Origin of the sequence: Pseudomonas sp. NPDC012596 (genome assembly GCF_042902325.1) — a bacterium.
Classification (GTDB): Bacteria; Pseudomonadota; Gammaproteobacteria; order Pseudomonadales; family Pseudomonadaceae; genus Aquipseudomonas.
This window is the reverse complement of sequence record NZ_JBIBEB010000003.1, coordinates 22,687-39,924: the sequence shown is the minus strand read 5'-3', so window position 1 is coordinate 39,924 and position 17,238 is coordinate 22,687. Positions and strand designations below refer to the sequence as shown.

The window sequence follows — 17,238 nt, the reverse complement described above, 5'->3', positions numbered from 1 at the left end:
TCAAACTATTCGGAGTTTAGCAATGAACCTGCACACTCACCGGGCTGGCGTACTCGACCCAACGTTTGGCGATAACGGTATCGCGCCCTTGACCTTGCCGATTGGCCACCGGGAATTCGAGCCTCTCAGCTGTTATACCGAGCCCGATGGCAGCATGGTCTATTACGGCCATGCCGCCGTCGCCGAACTTCCGGCGGAACAAACCGGCTTCTATTTCGGCCGATTAACGCCTGATGGCACACCCACAGAAGCCGCTCCTGTCCATCGCGTTGCATGCCCTGTCTCGACCTCCAACTATGACTTCACTGTCAGCCGTACCGCCGTTAATGCAGGTATATTGGGGTTCTCCCTACCTGTCCACCCAGTTGCGAAATTCGCCCGCTATCGCAGTTACATTGGTATCAGCCGCTTCGCAGAGGACTTCACGCCACTGCCTGAATTCGGTGACAACGGCATCGTCATTCCACTGCCTATGTTCAACGATTCACTCAGGCCGGCAGGATCGTCGACGTTGCCATGTGTGCAATCCAATACTGCCCAGAACAGATTAGCTGACAACATCGGCCTGCCACGTGGCGCGGTAATCGGTAAGCGTATCCGAGTCGTCTTCCAAAGTTTTTTGATTGATAACGAAAATACGGAGATTATTGACACGACCACGCTACTTGCATCATTCGATTCAGCGACGGGAAAGCCGATTTCTGATATCGGGGAAAACCATGATGCTGAAACAGTAGTGCTGCCTGAACGGGACGGAGAGGCGCTGGAACCCACAGGTGCTCATTTTTATGATAACGGCAGCTTTGTCTTGCTCGCTGTCACGTCGGCATCCACGTACCTGATGCGCTTTCATGCCAATGGCCAACTGGATGACGGTTTTGCCGACGGTCAACCGATCAAATTGCCACTGGGTGTCCTCTCGTATTTAGCCGTCTCTGAAAAGCGCTTGGTTGTGACAATCCCAGCCAGCCCTCTGCCATTGGGCGGAGGGACCACCGTATACGCGTTCGATAAGGATGGGACTGCGGACCGCGAATTCAATTTGGGCCAACCCCTGACAATTGCCGCCACAGACGCCACCACGCTGACACTGTATAACGCGGTAATCGACGAAGATGAGCGCATCATTCTCTCGGGTGGGAGATGGTCTGTGGATTCAGGCTTAAGCAGTGAGTGCCATGTCACGCGCCTGCTCAGCAATGGCACTCTGGACCCTGAATTCGCAGATAACGGGCACTTTCGCGGCCCAGAAGGCTACCAATACGGCGAAGCGGTTTTTGTAAACGATGACGGTATCCGCATTGTCTGTAGCGCCCCTGGCATTGAATCGATAGCGAAGCTGACAACCTGACGCCCCACGCATGTTGGCGCGGTTCAATCCCGCGCCAACGCCTCGATCGGGTCCAGCCGCGCAGTATTGCGCGCCGGCCCAAAGCCGAACCCCACCCCTATCAATGTCGAACAAGCAAACGCCATCATGATCAAGCCGGGCGAGAACCGGGCAGGCTGTTCACCGATGATGTGACAGTTTAGGGTGATAACGCCTCGTGCCGTGGCGTTTGCCTTACAGACCATGATGAGCGACCTACCCGTTAGCATAACGCGCAGCAGCCAATTCAATCACGCCGCGCCATCGAGTACAACTGACAAAACTGACAGTATGACGACTCTTGTTCAAGAAGTATGTTGAGCCAGCTTCACTAGGCATTGCCTGTGGGCTTTGACAATCACTCGCCCGGTCGGGCCTGTATTCGAAACGGGAAGAATCGCAAATGGTCAGGTATACACCTTATGGATGGAGATCACCCTCCAAGTCGTCAATCGGCTTCAACGCAGAACGCTTTGATGAAGTTGCAAAAGTTTACCATTTTGGAAGTGGCAAGCGATTGTACAACCCGAACCTGATGCGCTTTTGTTCACCAGACTCATTCAGCCCGTTTTCGTCGGGTGGATTGAATAGCTATGCTTACTGCCAAGGTGACCCGATCAATTTCATTGACCCTAGTGGTAATATGATGAGGCGGTCGACCTCATCGCCTTTACCGACATCATCGACTGTACCGACATCATCGACTGTACCGACATCATCGACTGTACCGAAATCATCGACTGTACCGACTTTAGAGACTTTAGCATTACAAGCTGCCAAGAAGTTACCCTTTTATGAACTTGACACTCTAGGACAAATGACCCCAACCAGGGCATTACTTAATGCTGATGCCCAACGTATCATAAAAGGAAAAGCCCCGATATACTTCAGTGCTGATGATGTTGTTGATTACAACGCTGAGGGCAGTGATGCTGTAATACGTAGATCCGCAGCGCTCGCCCTGAAAAGCTTTGTAGCAGATGATTGGACTGACGATATAATTCGAGCACACCGTATAATCATGGGAATATCCCGATGGGATGAAGCACACTTCGCTGATGCGCAAGCCACGCTAATATCTATACGCGATGGGGAGCGGAAACAGCACGACCCCATGTCATCAGGCAAAGAATAATCTGGATAGTACTCCCGTCCCTCCACAGACAATTCGTACCGTCCGTGAAGGGACCGGGCACTCGAAACTCAATCCCGCGCCAACGCCTCGATTGGGTCCAGCCGCGCAGCATTGCGCGCCGGCACGAAGCCGAACACCACCCCAATCAATGTCGAACAGGCAAACGCCATCACGATGGACCCTGGCGAGAACACCATCTCCCACTGCTTGACGAACAGCTCGAACAGCGAGCCAATCCCATACGACAAGGCAATCCCCACCACCCCGCCAAACAGGCAGACCATCACCGCCTCCACCAGAAACTGCTGGCGAATGTCCGACTGCCGTGCGCCCACCGCCATGCGGATGCCAATTTCGCGGGTGCGTTCGGTGACCGACACCAGCATGATATTCATCACCCCGATACCCCCCACCACCAGCGAAATCACCGCGATCAACGACAGCAGCAGGGTCAGCGAGCGGCTGGTTTTCTGCACCGTCTGCATGATGCTGTCGAGGTTGTTGGTGAAGAAGTCCTTGGTGCCGTGGCGCTGCAGCATCACCTTGGTCACCTCCTCCTCTACCCGTTTGCTCGGCACGCCGTCCTTGATGCGCACGCTGATGCTGTCCAGGTGGCGCTGGCCGAGCACGCGGCCTGCCGCAGTTTCGTAGGGCACCCAGATATTCAACTGGTTGCTGGCGACGAACAGGTTCTTGTTTTCGGCGGTTACGCCAATCACCGTGCACGGCAGGTTGCCGACCAAAATCACCTGGCCCAGCGGGTCGATGTGCTGCCCGAACAGGCGCTTGCGGGTGTTGTGGTCGATCACCACCACCTGTGCCTGGCGCCGGGCGTCGTCGGCGCTGAATACGATGCCTGAGGCCAACGGGATGTTGCGCACCTGGAAGTAGTGCTCGCTGACACCGTTGAGCTGCACGTCGACATCCAGGTTGCGGTAGCGCACCAGGGTGCTCTGGCCGATCACCGGGGTGGCGCTGTCGACGTAGTAGAGTTCGTTCAACGCCGCGACATCGGCGGGTAGCAGGGTTTCGATGGTCTTGGCCCGGCTGTCGCCGAAGTTGCTGCCCGAGTAGATATCGATGGTGTTGCTGCCAATCGCCTGGATGTCCTTCAGCACATAGCCCTTGGCGCCCTCGCCGATGGCCGAAATGGACACCACCGAGGTGATGCCGATAACGATCCCGAGCATTGTCAGCAAGGTGCGCATGCGGTGCGACACCAAGGCAATCCATGCCATCTTGAACGCCTCGCGGAACATGCCCAGGCTGGCCACCAGGCGCCGCACGGCCGGTGCCTGCTGCGACGGTTCGACGGCTGGCGTGGGTAACGCTTCGGCGGCGTTGCGGCGGTCGCTGATGATCTGCCCGTCGCTGACCTCGATGATGCGCTGGGCATGGGCAGCCACCTTCGGGTCGTGGGTAACCAGGATCACCGTATGGCCTGCGGCGTGCAGCTCCAGCAGGATGTTCATCACTTCCTTGCCACTGGCGGTGTCCAGGGCGCCGGTGGGCTCGTCGGCGAGGATCACCTGGCCGCCGTTCATCAACGCCCGGCAGATACTCACCCGCTGCTGCTGGCCACCGGACAGCTGGCTGGGGCGGTGCTCAAGGTGCCCAGCCAGGCCCAGGCGCGTCAGCAGTTCGCGCGCACGGTCATGGCGCTGGCCCTGCGGCGTACCGGCATACACCGCTGGAATCTCCACGTTGTGCAGGGCGTCCAAGTGCGGCAGCAGGTGATAGCGCTGGAAAATGAAGCCGAAATGGTCGCGGCGCAACGCGGCCAGGGCATCGTCGTCCAGCTCGCGGGTTTCCTGCCCGCCCACCTGGTAGCTGCCACTGCTGGCGTTGTCCAGGCAACCGAGAATGTTCATCAGGGTCGATTTGCCCGAGCCGGACGCACCGATGATCGCCACCAGTTCGCCGCTGCGGATGTCCAGGTCGATACCCTTGAGCGCCAGGAATTCGCGGTCGCCCGCCATGAAACTGCGGGTGACGCCTTGCAGGCGCAGCAAGGGCTCGCCGGTGCCGCTGGCAACTGCCCTGTGCGGGGTAAGCTCGACATTCATGTTCATGCTCAGGCCCCTGCTTCGCCGGACACTGGCTCGCCGATCACCACCCGGTCGCCTTCGGCCAGGCCGTCCTTGATCTGCACCTTGACGTTGTTGTTGATGCCGGTTTGCACGTTGCGCACCTGGGCGAAGCCTTTACCGTCGAGTACGCGTACCGGGAAGCTGCCATCGCCATTGCGCAGGCCCAGCGCCGCCACCGGCACCGTCAGTACGCCGGCGGCGGTGTCGAGGACGATATGCACCTGGGCGGTCATCGAGATGCGCAGGCGGTGCTCGGGGTTGGGCACTTCGAACAGCGCGTTGTAGAACACCGCACCATTGGGCTTGGCGCTGCTGCCGTCGCTCTTGTCGCTGCTTTGTGCGTAGTTCTGCGGGGCAGGCTCGGTGCCGCGCAGCTTGGCGTAGTAGCGCTTGTCCTCGCCGAGGATGGTGAAGTACACCTCCTGGCCGGGGGTGATGTGGATCACGTCGGCTTCGGAAACCTGGGCCTTGACGGTCATGGTGTCGAGGTCGGCCAGCTTGAGCAGAATGGGTGCGAGCTGGTTGGCGATCACGGTCTGGCCTTCCTGGGTGACGATGCCCACCACATGCCCGGTAATGGGCGCGTTGATGCGGGTGTAGCCAAGGTTGACCTTGGCGGTGTCGATCTCGACCCGGGCGCTCTGGATCTGCGCATCGAGCGAGCGTACGGCGGCCTGCTGCACCTCGTACTCCGATTCGGCGTTCTCGAAGTCCTGGCGCGACACCGACTCGTCGGCCTGCAGCTCGCGGTAGCGCTCGTACACACGCCTGGCCTGCTTGAGCTGGGCCAGGGTCGAGCGCCGTTCGGCCTGCAGTTTTTCTTCATCGACCTCGGCCTGGCGCAAGGTGTTGCGCAACACCAGCGGGTCGATCTCGGCCAGCCACTGGCCCTGGTCCACCTTGTCGCCGAGCTTGACCTTGAGCGACTTCAACTGCCCGGAGACCTGGGCGCCGACGTCCACTTGCTTGATCCCTTCAAGGGTGCCGGTGGCCAGCACCGCGTTTTCGATGTCGCCCCGCTCGACCGTGGCGGTGATGTACTGCGGCGCCTTGGCCGGCGCCTGGATGGCGTACAGCGCGATGCCGGCGACCAGGGCCACGGCGGCGCCGAGGGTGTATTTGCGGAATCTGGACTTGTCCATGAACACTCACTTTCCATTCAAAACATACAAGTGTGGGTCTGCTCTGCCGCCCAATCGCCGGCTCGCCGGCTCCCACAGATCCAGTGCTGCACCAGAGAGCACTGATGTACCTGTGGGAGCCGGCTTGCCGGCGATGAGGCCGCAAGCAGCAGTACAAGAAGTCGCCTTCCACCTATCTACTGAGCCACTCGGTCCCGCTGCAGGGCCTGCCCGTCATGCCACCAAGCCGCCAGGCTGAACACATCCGGCACCTTGAGGATGCTGAAGTGGTTGCCCGGCCCCTGCCACAGCGCCAATTGCGGCATCAGTTGCTGCCAGCCGGCCTGCATCGCCGCCTGTTCCCGCGCATTACCGGCCGCGTCCAGGCTCGGGTCATCGACCAGTACCAGGCCCACCGGCCCGCTGTAACCCTGCGCCGGCCGGTAGCAGGTGCGCAGCGCCGTGGCAAAGGTGCGTACGGTGCCTTCCAGGGCCCTGGGCGCAGAGCGCGCCGGCATCAACCCGGCCCGCACCATGGCCCCGTGCAACTGGCGCAATTGCTCGTCATCGCTGGCTTGGGCAAATGCCAGGGGCTCGATACCCAAGGCCTTGCCGGTCGACAGCTGCAGCGAGTCGATCAGGCGCTGCAGCGCTTCACCTAAGGTGTAGGGCTGGCCGCAGGTAGCGCCGCCACCCGGCGCTTCGCTGTCGATCAGGGTCAACGAACGCACCTGGCGCCCCTTTGCCTCGAAACGGGCCGCCAGGGCATGCGCGACCCAACCGCCAAACGAGTGGCCCACCAGGTTCAGCGGCCCTTGCGGGTACAGCGCCTCGATGGCCTGAAGATGGCAGTCGGCCGCGGCTTCCACCGAGGCATGCGGCACCGAGCAGCCGTCCAGGCCACGGGCCTGCAGCCCGTACAGCGGCCAGTCCGGCCCCAGCGCTTCGGCCAGGCCGATGAAGCTGGTAACGCTGTCACCGGCGCCCGGCACACAGAACAGCGGCGCATGGCCGTGCTGCCCAGTCTGGATCGCCACCAGCGGCTGATAAGCCACAGCCTGTTCAGCCGGGCGAGCCGTTGCGCTGGCGAGCGCCTGCGCAATGGCCGCACCGACCGCGGCCACCTGCGGGACCTGCATCATGCTGCGGTGGTCACCGGGCACGGCGATCTCGACCAGCGCCTGGGTCGGCAGCGCTTCGCGCCAACCCAGGCTTGCCAGGCCCTCGCTGCCCTGCTCGGCCCGGAACAAATGCACCGGCACATTCAGCGGTGCCAGGCGGTACTGGGCCATGGCATGGCCGTGCGCCAGTTCGCGGGTGAAGTAATGGCGCAACTGCTCATCGCTCATGCTCGACCACAGGCCATACAGCAGGTGGTGTTCACGGCAGCTGGCCAGCAGCGTGGCGAAATCGGCCTGCGCGGCCTCCAGGCGCTGCAGTTGCGCCAGGCGTGCTTCGCCAGCCTCGCCCTGCGAGCGCCAGAAGGTGCTGCAGTTGAGCAGCAACTGCCGCTCCAGCGCCCGCGGCCCTTGCCAGCGCGCCTTGCCCTGGTCGGCCAGGCGCGGCACATAGGTATCGATCAGGCCGAGGAACTCGACGACTTCATCCTCGCCCAGCAACTGGTTGGCCATTTCAAAGGCCACCACGCCACCGAAGGACCAGCCCGCCAGGCGGTAAGGCCCCTGTGGCTGCACCTTGCGCAACTGTTCGATCTGGTAGCGGGCCAAGCATTCCAGGGTGCGCGGTTGGGGTTCGCCGCAAGGCACACCGGGCAGGCCGTACACCGGGAAATCACCGGGCAGGTGCTGGCCCAGCACGGGGAAGTAGAAGTCCAGGCCGGTGAATTCGTGAACCAGGAACACTGCGGGTTGCGTACCTGCGGACCTGACCCGGATAACGGTTGGCGCCTGGCGGGCACCGCCGGCTTCCAGATGACGGGCCAGCGACGCCACACTTGGCTGCTGGAACACATCATTGATAGCGGCCTGCAGGCCTGCCTTGGTGAGCTTGTCGATCAAGCGGATAGCCGCCAGCGAGTGCCCGCCCAGTTCAAAGAAGTTGTCGTGACGCCCTACCCGTTCCACGCCCAGCAGTTCGGCCCAGATCGCGGCCAGCAGGGTTTCGGTTTCGCTTTCCGGGGCCTCGAACGGGCGGTCTTGGATGGCATCGGGCTCCGGCAATGCCTTGCGGTCGAGCTTGCCGTTGGGGCTCAGCGGCAGATTTTCGAGGTGCATGAACAGCGCGGGGACCATGAACTCTGGCAGGTGCTTGAGCAGTGCGGCGCGCAGCATTTCCACCGCTTGCAGCTCGCCGGTGTAGTACGCGATCAGGCGTTGATCGCGGGCTACCACCACGGCTTCCTTGACGCCGACAATGGCGGTCAGGCCGGCCTGGATTTCGCCCAGTTCGATGCGCAGGCCGCGGATCTTCACTTGGTCGTCGTTGCGGCCCAGGTATTCGATGTTGCCGTCCACAAGGTGCCGCGCCAGGTCGCCAGTGCGGTACAGACGCGCACCAGGTCGGGTGCTGAACGGGTCGTCGATGAAGCGTTCGGCGGTCAATTCGGCACGGTTGAGGTAGCCGCGGGCAACTTGTACGCCACCAATGAACAGCTCGCCCGCTACCCCCTGTGGCACCGGCTGGCCTTGGCCATCCAGCACGTACAACGTGGTGTTGGCGATTGGCTTGCCGATTGGCGTGTTGTCCGGCGCGGTGACGCAGTGCCAGGCACTCACATCCACGGCCGCTTCGGTCGGCCCGTAGAGGTTGTGCAGTTCCACGGTTGGAAGCTGAGTGTGGAAGCGCCGTACCAAGCTGCCCGGCAACGCTTCGCCGCTGCACAGCACGCGCTTGAGTCGATCTGCCGGAGCGTCGCCATGCGCCAGGAACACGTCCAGCATCGACGGCACGAAGTGCAAGGTGGTGACGCCTTCGCTGCGAATCACCTGGCGCAGGTAATCCGGATCGCGATGGCCGCCCGGGCGAGCCATGACCAGGCGCGCACCGGTTTGCAGCGGCCAGAGGAATTCCCACACCGACACGTCGAAGCTGAACGGGGTTTTCTGCAGCACCACGTCATCGGCGCCAAGGCCGTAGGCGTCCTGCATCCACAGCAGACGGTTGACCACCCCGGCGTGCTCGTTCATCACACCTTTGGGCAGGCCGGTCGAGCCCGAGGTGTAGATCACATAGGCCAGATGATGTGGCGTCAGCGCAGCCACAACCGGGTTGCTGGCAGGTTGTGCATGCCAGGTCGGCTGATCCAGGTCGATCACCAGCCCGGATTCCGGCACATGGCGAGTCGCGGCATGCACCAGCACCGCTACCGGCGCGCTGTCGCTCAGCATGTGGCGCACACGTTCGGCCGGGTAATCAGGATCGACCGGCACATAGGCACCACCGGCCTTGAGGATGGCCAGCAGCCCCACCACCATCGACAGCCCACGTTCGACGCAGATAGCTACGCGATCGTCCGGTCTCACCCCAAGATCGATCAGATGGTGCGCCAAGCGATTAGCCTGCTCGTTGAGCTGGCGATAGCTCAACGTACCCTCTTCAGCCCGCACAGCCACGGCATCCGGTGTGCGCTCGACCTGCGCCTCGATCAGGCCATGCAAGGTCTGCTCAAGGTCGTAGTCCACCGCCGTGTCGTTGAACGCCAGCAACAACTGTTTGCGCTCATCCGCATCCGGCAGCCCGGTGTGCGCTGGAATAGCCCCCGCACCTTCGGCAAAAGTCCACAGCAACTGCTCCAAGTACCCCGCGTAACGCGCGATGGTCGAACGATCGAACAGCGTGGTGGCGTAGACAATGCCCCCGGCAAAGCCGTCCGCCCCTTCGCCCATGCCCAGGCTCAGGTCGAACTTGGCGATCCGCGCCTGGCCGCCGAGCGCGGTCACTGCCAACTCGCCCAGCTGCAGCGCCTGGCGGTCCGGGCTACCGTCCCAGTCCAGCGACACCTGGTACACCGGTGTATGGGCCAGGCTGCGCTGAGGCCGCAGGGCCTCGACCACCTGTTCGAAAGGCAGGTCCTGATGCGCCTGGGCGGCCAGTACGGTCGCCTTGACCCGTGCCAGCAGCGTGGCAACGTCCGGCGCGCCAGTGGTATCCACGCGCACGGCGATGGAGTTGACGAACATGCCGATCAGCCCGTCCACCTCCGCCTGCCGGCGGTTGGCCAGTGGCGAACCCACCACCACCTCGTCCTGCCCCGCCAGCCGCGCCAGCAACGCCGCCCAGGCCGCCATGAACAGCATGTACGGGGTTACCCCCTGGTCGCGGCACAGCGCCTTGAGCTCGACACTCAAGCGTGGGTCCAGGCAGATCGCAACGCTGTCACCGGTGTAGTCCTGACGTTCAGGCCGTGGCCGGTCACACGGCAAGCTGATCAACGTTGGCGCGCCGGCCAGGTGGGCGGCCCAGTATTCGGCCTGGCGCTGCAAGGTATCGCCGCCCAGCCAGCGCCGCTGCCACAGGGCATAGTCCAGGTACTGCACCGGCAGCGCTGGCAATGGGTCCGCACGATCCTGGCTGAAGGCTTGGTACAGTTCGCCCAGCTCGCGTACCAGCACGCCCAGCGACCAGCCGTCGGCCACCAGGTGGTGCAGGGTCAGCAGCAGTACATGGTGGCCCTGCGCCAGGTGCAGCAGGCGGCCACGGATTGGCAGATCCTGGGTCAGGGTGAAGGGTCGACTCGCTTCCTGCTCGATCAATGCAGCCAGCGCCGCCGCCTCAAGGCCTGGGGCTTGTACCCTGGCAAGGCTGAAAGCCTCGGTCGACAGGACTACCTGCGGCTCGCCATCCTGCTCTACAAAATGGCTGCGCAAGCTCTCATGCCGCTCGACCAGGCGCTGCAGCGCCCGTTCCAGTGCACTTGCGTCCAGCGCCCCTTCCAGGCGCAGGCCGATGGGGATGTGGTACGCCGCACTGCCCGGTGCCATCTGCGCCAGGAACCACAAGCGCTGCTGGGCGAACGACAGCGGCATGCGGCCCACCCGCAGGCTCGGCTGGATGGCCGGCAACACCTGCGCGGGGTGGCTGGCCAGGCTCGCCGCGACCGCCGCCAGGCGGTCATCGGCAAACAGGTCGGCCAACGCCAGTTCCAGGCCCAAGCGCTGACGCACCTGGGCGAGCATGCGCATGGCCAGCAGCGAGTGGCCGCCCAGCTCGAAGAAGCGGTCGTTGCGCCCAACGTGTTCGACCTGCAGCAACTCGCCCCACAACTGCGCCAACACCTGCTCGTGCTGGCCTTGCGGTGCCTCGTAGGCCGCCGCCGCGAAGTCCTGCGGCCCCGGCAGCGGCAATGCCTTGCGTTCGACCTTGCCGTTGTTGCTCAGGGGCATCCGCTGCAGGGCGACAAAGGCCGCCGGCACCATGTATTCAGGCAGGCGCCCACGCAGGTAGTTGCGCAGCCCGTTTGCATCAAGCGCCTCATCAAGGCGGGTGAACCAGGCCACCAGGCGCAACGGCCCCTGCTCACCTGGCACGGCCATGACGATGACGTCGCCGATACCCGGGCACTGCGCCAACTGCTGCTGGATTTCCCCCAGTTCGATACGGAAACCGCGGATCTTCACCTGGTCGTCGTTGCGCCCCAGGCACTCCAGTTGGCCATCGGCCTGCCAGCGCACCAGGTCGCCGGTGCGGTACAGCCTGGCACCGGGCTGCTGGCTGAACGGGTCATCGACAAAGCGTTCGGCGGTCAGCTCAGGCCGGTTGAGGTAGCCCAGCGCCACGCCATCGCCGCCGATGTACAGCTCACCCACCACACCCAGCGGCACCAACTGGCGCTGGGTGTCCAGCACGTAGACCTGGGTATTGCCGATGGGTTGCCCGATCGGCACCTGCGTGGCGCTGGCGGGCAGCGTGCGCACTTCGAAGGTGACTGCGAAGGTGGTGGTTTCGGTGGGCCCGTAGCCGTTGATCAGGCGCAGCGCCGGCGCACGCTCGCGCAGGGCCCGGAAGGCCGCAGGCTCGGCGCGCTCGCCACCGCTGATGAGGATGCGCAGCCGCGCCAACGCGTCGGGCAGCAGTTGCACATACTGGTTGAACAGCGCCGTGGTCAGAAACAGCACGCTGATGCCTTCCTCTGCCAGTGCAGCGGCAAAGCGCTGAGGGTCCACCAGCGTCGGGTGATCGATCACCCGCACCTGGCCGCCGTTGAGCAGCGCGCCCCAGACCTCCAGGGTGCTGGCGTCGAAAGCCGGGTTGGAGGCGAAGGCGATGCGGTCCTGCGCCGTGAAGTCGGCGTAGCCATTGACCATCACCAGGCGCACGATGCCCCGGTGCGGCACGCACACCCCCTTGGGCATGCCGGTGGTGCCCGAGGTATACATCACGTAGGCGCTGCTGCCGGCGCCTTGGGGCAGACCGGGGTTGTGCCCAGGCTGGCTGTCGAGCGCCAGCTGATCCAGGTCCAGGCGCCTCACCGGGAAATCCGTAGCCACGTCGGCCAGCGTCAGCAGCGCCACGGCCTGGCAGTCATCGACCATGAACGCCTGGCGTTCCACAGGCGCATGGATATCCAACGGCACATACACCGCCGCGCATTTGAGCACCGCCAGTTGCGCCACCAGCAGCGGCAGCGAGCGTGGCAGCAGGATTGCCACGCAGGCACCGGGCTCTACGCCCTCGGCGATCAGGTAATGGGCCAGGCGGTTGGCGCGGGCATTGAGCTCGCCATAGGTCAGCGCCTGCTGGCCATGCGCCGCCGCCAGCGCCAATGGGTGGCGGGCGACGCGTTGTTCGAACAGGCGCTGCACGCTCTGTTCGCGCGGGTAATCGCGGCGGGTTTCGTTGAACGCGTGCAGCTGGGTGTGACGCTCTTGCTCGTCGATCAGCTCGACATGCGCCAGGGTTGCCTGGTCATTGCCGACCATCGCCCAGAGCAGGGTTTCAAAGTAACCGAGGTAACGGCGCACGGTAGGTTCATCGAACAGCGCCGTCGCGTATTCCAGGCTGCCGGCCAACAGCTCACCGTGCTCGCCCAGGTTCAGCGTAAGGTCGAACTTGGCCACCTGCCCGGTCTGGGCCACGGCCTCCAGCTGCAGGCCCTGGAGTTCAAGGGCCGGGCCATGGGTTGCCTGCCAGTTGAGGGTTGCCTGGAACAACGGCGTGTGGGCCAGGCTGCGGGCGGGGCGGACGATCTCGACCACCTGCTCGAACGGCAGGTCCTGATGTGCCTGGGCGTCGAGCACGCGGGTGCGGGCCTGCTCCAGCAATGCTTGCGCAGTCGGCGCAGCTTGCGTGTCGATGCGGATGGCCAGGGTATTGACGAACAAGCCCGCCAGCGCTTCCACCTCGGCCCGGCTGCGCCCCGCCACCGGGCAGCCGATCACCACTTCGGTTTGCCCAGAAAGCCGTGCCAGCAGCGCCGCCCACGCACCCAGTACAGTCATGTAAAGGGTGACGCCGTGGCGTTGCGCCAACGTGCGCAGGCCGGCGGCCAAGCGCAGGTCAATTTCCAGCGGCAGGCTCGCCCCGGCAAAGTCCTGGCGTTCGGGGCGCGGCCGGTCGCTGGGCAGCTTGAGCAAGGTTGGTGCGCCGTGCAGCGCCTGTCGCCAGTAGTCGGCCTGGCGTTGCAACTGTTCACCGGCCAGCCAGCGACGCTGCCATACCGCGTAGTCGCCGTACTGGATGGCCAAGGGCGGCAGCGGGTCTGGCTGGCCTTGACACATGGCGGGGTACAACGCGCTTAGCTCCTGGGTCAGCACACCGAGCGACCAGCCGTCAGCGACGATGTGGTGCACTGTCAGTGCCAGCACGTGGTGTTCGGCGCCCATGCGCAGCAGGCGTGCCCGCAGCAGCGGGCCATGGGCCAGGTCAAACGGCGCGCTGGCCTCTTCACGTAACCGGGTGGGCAACGCATCGTAGCTTGATGCTTCGCGCTGGAACCACTCGCCGCCGGCGGTGGCAGCGATGATCACCTCGGCACTGTCATCACGCGGCACGAAGCGGCTGCGCAGGGTTTCATGGCGCTCGACGATGCGCAGCAGCGCACACTCCAGCGCATCGGCATCCAGCGGCCCGCGCAGGCCCAGGGCCAGCGGGACGTTGTAGGCCTGGTTGCCGCCTTCCATCTGCGCCATGAACCACAGCCGCTGCTGGGCGAACGACATGGGCAGCGGTTGTTCGCGTGGCACCGGCACTATCGCCGGCAGTTCACTGCGACCGGCCGTTGCCAGTACGGCCGCCACCGCCGCCAGTTCGGCATTGGCGAACAGCTCGGCCAAGCTCAGCTCGACGCCCAGGCGCAGGCGCACCTGCGAGACCATGCGCATCGCCAGCAGCGAATGGCCGCCGAGGGTGAAGAAGTGATCATGCCGGCCAACCCGCTCGACCTGCAGCAGCTCGGCCCAAAGCTGCGCCAGGGCGTTTTCGAGTTCGCCCTGGGGGGGCTCGTAACCCTGCTCGAACAGTGCCGAACGTTCAGGTTTGGGCAGCGCGCGACGGTCCAGTTTGCCGTTGGCGGTCAAGGGCAAGGCCGCCAGCTCGACGAACGCCACCGGCACCATGTACTCCGGCAGGTGCGCCTGCAGCTGGGCGCGCAGGCTTTCAGGGGTGGCCGCCTCGACATCGGCCTGTGGCGTGAAATAGGCGACCAGGCGCGGCTGGCCGGGCTGGTCTTCGCGGGCCAGCACCACGGCTTCGTTGATGCCCGCCAAGGTGGCCAGGCGGCTCTCGATTTCACCGAGTTCGATACGCACGCCGCGGATCTTCACCTGGTCATCGTTGCGCCCCAGGTAGTCGAGGGTGCCATCGGCCAGCCAGCGCACCAGGTCGCCGGTGCGGTACATGCGCGCGCCTGGCGTGGCCGCAAAAGGGTCTTCCAGGAAGCGTTCAGCGGTCAGTTCAGGGCGGTTCAGGTAACCGCGTGCAACCCCGGCACCGCCGATGTACAGCTCCCCTGGCACGCCCAACGCCACAGGCTGGCGGTGTTCGTCGAGCACGTACAGCCGGGCGTTGTCCACTGGCCGGCCGATGTGCAGCACCCCGCCCGCCTCGACCACGCCGGAGCTGGCCACCACCGTGGTTTCGGTGGGGCCGTAGTTGTTGACCACGGCAAAGCGCTGGGTGCGGTTGAACTGGCGCAAGCGGTCGCCGCCGATCAGCAACGTGCGCAAGGTCGGGTGCTCGACCTGGTGGCTGAAGGCATATTCGGCCACCGGCGTGGGCAGGAAGCTCACGTCCAGCGGCTGCTCGCGCCACCAGGCGAGCATCGCATCAAGGTCTTCGTTGCCATCGGCGGCCGGGGCCAAATGCAGCGTGGCGCCGGCACACAAGGCGGGCCAGACCTCCCACGCCATGGCGTCGAAGCCGAAGCCTGCCAGGCACGAGGTATGCCGGCCATGGCAGAGGTCGAAGGCGCGGCAGTGCCAGTCGACCAGGTTGTTGACGGTCTGGTGCTCGACCATGACCCCTTTGGGCTGGCCGGTCGAGCCGGAGGTGTAGATCACATAGGCCAGGTTATGCGCGCTGAGGGCTGGCACCGCCGGGTTGTCTTCACGTGCCGCCCAGGCCGGCTGGTCGAGCAGCACTACCGGAACATCCAGCCCCCCCAGCCGCGCGCGCAGGGCCTGCTGGGCAAGCACCACCACGGGTGCGCTGTCGGTGAGCAGGTACTGCACCCGCTCATCCGGGTGGGCCGGGTCGATCGGCACATAGCCGGCACCGGCCTTGAGCACGGCCAGCATGCCCACAAGGGTCTCCAGGCCACGCCGGGCGACCACCGCAACACGGTCATCGGCGCGTACGCCAAGGCTGATCAGGTGATGGGCCAAGGCATTGGCCTGGCGGTTGAGGCTGGCGTACGTCAGCGCTTCGCCCGCATGGGTGGCGGCGATGGCGTTCGGGTGTGCCTGCGCCTGGCGTTCGATGCGCTGGTGCAAGGCAAGGTCGGTTTCATGGCTGGCGGCGTAGTCATTGAACCCTTGCAGCAGTTCGTAACGCTCGCTGGCCGGCAGCATGTCCAGCGCCAGTACCTGCGCTGCGGGCGCCTGCAGCAGGCTTTCCAGGGTTTGCTGCAGATAGGCGCAAACCCGTTGCGCCGGCACTTCGGCGCTGGCCAGCAACGTCAGGCGGAAGGCTTCGCCCAGGTCATCGACGCTGAGCGTCAGCGGGTAGTTGGTGGCCTCGGCCGATTCGACGATATCGATGCCGGCCAGTGCCGCGCGGCGCGGTGCGCTGGCCGCGACCGCGCTGTGCCGGTAATTGAGCAGTGCATTGAACAGCGGCGCGGGGGCCGCCACGCCGCTGCAGCGCTGGGCCAGCGCCAGAGGGGCGTGTTCATGGCGCATCAGGGCGCTGAGGCGCTGATGGGTGGCGCGCAGCGCGGTGGGCAGGTCGACGTTGGCCAGGTCCACCCGCAGCGGCAGCGTATTGATGAAGATGCCCAGCGCGCGGTCGGTAGCTTCGGCGCCCTGCAGGCGGCCCATCAGCACTGTGCCGAAAACCACCTGTGCCCGCCCGGTCAGGCCGCCCAACACCCGGCCCCAGGCTAGGTGGAACAGGCTGGCGACACTGACGCCCTGCCCCCGTGCATAGGCCCGCAGGCGCAGGCACAGGTCCAGCGGCAGGTCGAGCATGTGCTCGTTGTGCACGGCGCCATCGCCCTGCACGTCCTGAATGCCATAGGCCAGGGTCGACTCATCGATGCCGCCGAGCATCTCGCGGAAAAACGCCTCATGCTGCGCTTCGCTGATGCCCAGCACCGCCTGCGCGACATAATTGCGAAACGGCACCGGGGTGCCCAGGTGCTGCTGGTCGCCGGTGAGGAAGGCGATCAGCTCGTGGCGGACCACCTCCAAGGCACTGTGGTCCATGGCGATATGGTGGAACTGCAGCGTGGCGCTCAGGCTGCCATCGGCCTGGGTCGGCTCGCGCAGCAGGCGGATCAAGGGAGCCTGGGTCAGGTCGAGCCGGTTACGCTGCGGATCATCCTCGGGCAGCGCCAGAACCTTCAGTTCGGCCGCGCGCCACACCACTTGCACCGGGGTCTCCAGGCCTTGCCAGTGCACCGAGGTGCGCAGGATGTCGTGGCGCGCAACCACCCCGCGCAGGGCGTCGGCGAACGCCTGCAAGCGCGCTTCGCTGGCGAACACGAAGCGCGCCTGCATCACGTAGGGGTCATGGTCGGTGGCACTGGCGTGGTGGAACAGCATGCCCTGCTGCAGCGGTGCCAGCGGGTAGATGTCCTGCACGTTGGCAGCACCACCTGGGATGCAGGCGACGACCCGGTCGAGGCTGGCCTGGTCGAGCTCGATCAGGTTCAACAATTGCGGGGTAATCCGTGTGCAACTGGGTTGGATCAGGTTGACCGGCACGTTCACTGCACCTTGCTTCACGGCCACGTACTCGCCGCGCTCGATCATCGCCACCAGGGCCGGTTTGTGCTCGCGAAGGCGCGCCACCAAGGCGGCGTCGGTCAAGGCCTGACGGTTGCCCTGGACCACCAGCTGGCCATCCTTGAGTGCCAGTTGCACGTTGTTGGCCGTCAGTGTTGCCAAGAGTTGGTTGATGCTCACA

General features: G+C 64.5%; 5 protein-coding genes. 2 read left to right on the top strand and 3 right to left on the bottom strand.

Features of this window, described 5'->3' with window-relative positions; genetic code table 11:
• The first annotated feature begins 22 nt into the window (after positions 1–22).
• Entirely contained in the window at positions 23–1,351 is a 1,329-nt protein-coding gene (locus ACFY68_RS04765) for a hypothetical protein (RefSeq protein WP_387523827.1), read from the top strand.
• Between the two features lie 421 nt (positions 1,352–1,772).
• On the top strand, positions 1,773–2,504 hold the full coding sequence (locus ACFY68_RS04760) for an RHS repeat-associated core domain-containing protein (protein WP_387523824.1): 732 nt from the start codon (positions 1,773–1,775) through the stop codon (positions 2,502–2,504).
• Positions 2,505–2,572: 68 nt separating this feature from the next.
• Here ACFY68_RS04760 and ACFY68_RS04755 read toward each other — a convergent pair whose 3' ends face one another.
• The 3 genes from ACFY68_RS04755 to ACFY68_RS04745 form a co-directional block, all read right to left on the bottom strand.
• Positions 2,573–4,576: a MacB family efflux pump subunit gene (locus tag ACFY68_RS04755; RefSeq protein WP_387523821.1), complete on the bottom strand. Its 2,004-nt coding sequence runs from the start codon at positions 4,574–4,576 to the stop codon at positions 2,573–2,575.
• A gap of 2 nt (positions 4,577–4,578) precedes the next feature.
• Positions 4,579–5,736 (bottom strand): macrolide transporter subunit MacA, encoded by a 1,158-nt coding sequence (gene macA, locus ACFY68_RS04750; RefSeq protein ID WP_387523818.1) that lies wholly within the window; start codon positions 5,734–5,736, stop codon positions 4,579–4,581.
• 176 nt (positions 5,737–5,912) lie between these two features.
• Entirely contained in the window at positions 5,913–17,237 is an 11,325-nt protein-coding gene (locus tag ACFY68_RS04745; protein ID WP_387524642.1) for an amino acid adenylation domain-containing protein, read from the bottom strand.
• Position 17,238: the final 1 nt, after the last annotated feature.

Coding starts and splice junctions, on each gene's coding strand:
- ACFY68_RS04755 (WP_387523821.1), bottom strand. CDS start 4,576: ATGAACATGAATGTCGAGCTTACCCCGCACAGGGCAGTTGCCAGCGGC.
- ACFY68_RS04760 (WP_387523824.1), top strand. CDS start 1,773: ATGGTCAGGTATACACCTTATGGATGGAGATCACCCTCCAAGTCGTCA.
- macA (WP_387523818.1), bottom strand. CDS start 5,736: ATGGACAAGTCCAGATTCCGCAAATACACCCTCGGCGCCGCCGTGGCC.
- ACFY68_RS04765 (WP_387523827.1), top strand. CDS start 23: ATGAACCTGCACACTCACCGGGCTGGCGTACTCGACCCAACGTTTGGC.